Source organism: Ornithinibacter sp., from assembly GCF_035443565.1.
GTDB lineage: Bacteria > Actinomycetota > Actinomycetes > Actinomycetales > Dermatophilaceae > Fodinibacter.
Genome location: NZ_DAORSO010000249.1, coordinates 1 through 2,331, shown reverse-complemented (window position 1 = coordinate 2,331; position 2,331 = coordinate 1). Strand labels below are relative to the sequence as shown.

The 2,331-nt window shown below is 65.1% G+C and carries 3 protein-coding genes; all 3 read right to left on the bottom strand.

Annotated features, from left to right (window positions below):
• Window positions 1-561, bottom strand: a complete 561-nt coding sequence (locus PLL68_RS14025; protein WP_324535123.1) for an adenylate kinase — start codon at window positions 559-561, stop codon at window positions 1-3.
• The gene (gene secY, locus PLL68_RS14020; protein ID WP_324535121.1) at window positions 561-1,874 is read right to left on the bottom strand and encodes a preprotein translocase subunit SecY; all 1,314 of its coding nucleotides are present in this window, start codon (window positions 1,872-1,874) and stop codon (window positions 561-563) included. The genes PLL68_RS14025 and secY overlap by 1 nt, the downstream gene beginning before the upstream one ends.
• Before the next feature lie 171 nt (window positions 1,875-2,045).
• Window positions 2,046-2,331 (bottom strand): large ribosomal subunit protein uL15 (locus PLL68_RS14015; RefSeq protein ID WP_324535119.1); only part of this gene is annotated, 286 nt, incomplete at its 5' end.

Genomic DNA, 2,331 nt, shown 5'->3' with positions numbered 1-2,331 from the left:
TCAGGCCAGGGTGGCCAGCACCCGCTCCGTGACCTCGTCGACCTCGCCCATGCCGTCGACCTCGACGAGGACGCCGCGCTCACGGAAGGTGTCAGACAGCGGCTTGGTCTCGCGGTGGTAGATCGCCATCCGCTCGCGGATGACGTCCTCGGTGTCGTCGGCCCGGCCCTCGACCGCGGCGCGCTTCAGAAGCCGCTGCACCACGGCATCCTCGTCGACGGTCAGCTCGAGCACGTGCTCGAGCGTCTGGCCCTTGGACGCCAGCAGCTCATCGAGCGCGGCCACCTGCGGCAGCGTGCGCGGGTAACCGTCGAGAAGGAAGCCTGCCTGGCAGTCGTCCTGCGCCAGGCGGTCGGCGACGATCGCGTTGGTCACCTCGTCACTGACGAAGCCCCCCGACGCCAGGATCGACTTGACCTGGAGCCCGAGCTCGGTCTCGTTCTTGATGTTGGCCCGGAAGATGTCACCGGTGGAGATCGCCGGAATGCCGAAGTGCTCGGCGATCCGGGCCGCCTGGGTGCCCTTGCCGGCACCGGGAGGGCCGAGGATGAGAAGACGCATCAGCGGAGGAACCCTTCATAGTGGCGCTGCTGGAGCTGGGCCTCGATCTGCTTCACCGTCTCCAGACCGACACCCACGATGATGAGGATGGAGGTACCACCGAAGGGGAAGTTCTGGTTGGCATCGACGAGGACGAGCGCGATCAGCGGGATGAGCGAGATGAGCGCGAGGTAGATCGCGCCCGGCACCGTGATCCGGGTAAGGACGTAACTGAGGTACTCGGCCGTGGGTCGCCCGGCGCGAATACCTGGGATGAAGCCGCCGTACTTCTTCATGTTGTCGGCGACTTCGGTCGGGTTGAACGTGATCGACACGTAGAAGAACGTGAAGAAGAGGATGAGGCCGATGTAGAGCGCCATGTACATGGGCTTGTCGCCGGACACGAGGTTGGCGTTGATCCAGTCGACCCAGCCGGGGTTGTTGCCGTCGGCGCGCTGGTTGAACTGCGCGAGCAGCATGGGCAGGGACATCAGCGAGCTGGCGAAGATGACGGGGATGACACCGGCCATGTTCACCTTGAGCGGGATGTAGGTCGAGGTACCGCCGTAGACGCGCCGCCCCACCATCCGCTTGGCGTACTGCACGGGGATGCGGCGCTGACTCTGCTCGACGAACACGACGAGTGAGATGACGACGAAGCCCATGAGGATGATGCCGATGAAGACGTCCCAGCCGGAGCGCTGCTGGATGGCCCACAGCGAGGCCGGGAAGCCGGCGGCGATGGACGTGAAGATCAGCAGGGACATGCCGTTGCCGATGCCCTTGTCGGTGATCAGCTCACCCATCCACATGACGACGCCGGTACCGGCCGTCATGGTCAGCACCATGATGAGGATGGTCACGACCGAGTCGTTGCTGAGGATGTTCGTGCACGCCGGGTTGTTGAACAGCGATGCCGGGTTCTGCGCGAAGGTGATGAGCGTCGAGGACTGGAGCACGGCCAACGCGATGGTCAGGTACCGCGTGTACTGCGTCATCTTCGTCTGGCCCGCCTGGCCCTCCTTCTTCAGGGCCTCGAACCGCGGGATCACCACCGTCAAGAGCTGCACGATGATGCTGGCCGTGATGTACGGCATGATCCCGAGCGCGAAGATCGACAACTGCAGCAGCGCGCCGCCGCTGAACAGGTTGACCAGGCCGAGCAGCCCGTTGCTGTTGTCCGCACCGCTGATGCACTGCTGCACGAGCGGATAGCTGACACCCGGGGTCGGAACGTGCGCACCGAGGCGGTACAGCGCGATGATCGACAGGGTGAACAGAATCTTCCTGCGCAGGTCCGGCGTCTTGAACGCGCGGCCGAAAGCGGTGAGCACAGGTCCTCCAGAGGTGCAGCCTGGTGTGGTGGCCGCGTCGTCAACAATCCGTCACAAGATACCCGCCGCACAGGGCTGGGCGCGTATCGGGGGCTAAACGCCGGATGCCGTAGAGCAGGTTCCCGAGGTGTCCCGGGACCCGGCCCTACGGCATCCGGTCAATGCAGTGGGTCAGGCGGTCGTCGCCGAGCCGCCCGCCGCCTCGATCTTCTGCTTGGCGCTCGCGGAGAACGCGTTGGCCGTGACGTTCACGGCCGCCGTGATCTCACCGCTGCCGAGAACCTTCACGAGCTGTCCGCTGCGGACAGCACCCTTGGACACGAGGTCCTCGATGCTCACGTCGCCACCCTCGGGGAACAGCGAGCTGAGCTTGTCGAGGTTCACGACCTGGTACTCGGTGCGGAACGGGTTCTTGAAGCCGCGAAGCTTCGGGAACCGCATGTGCAGCGGCGTGGTG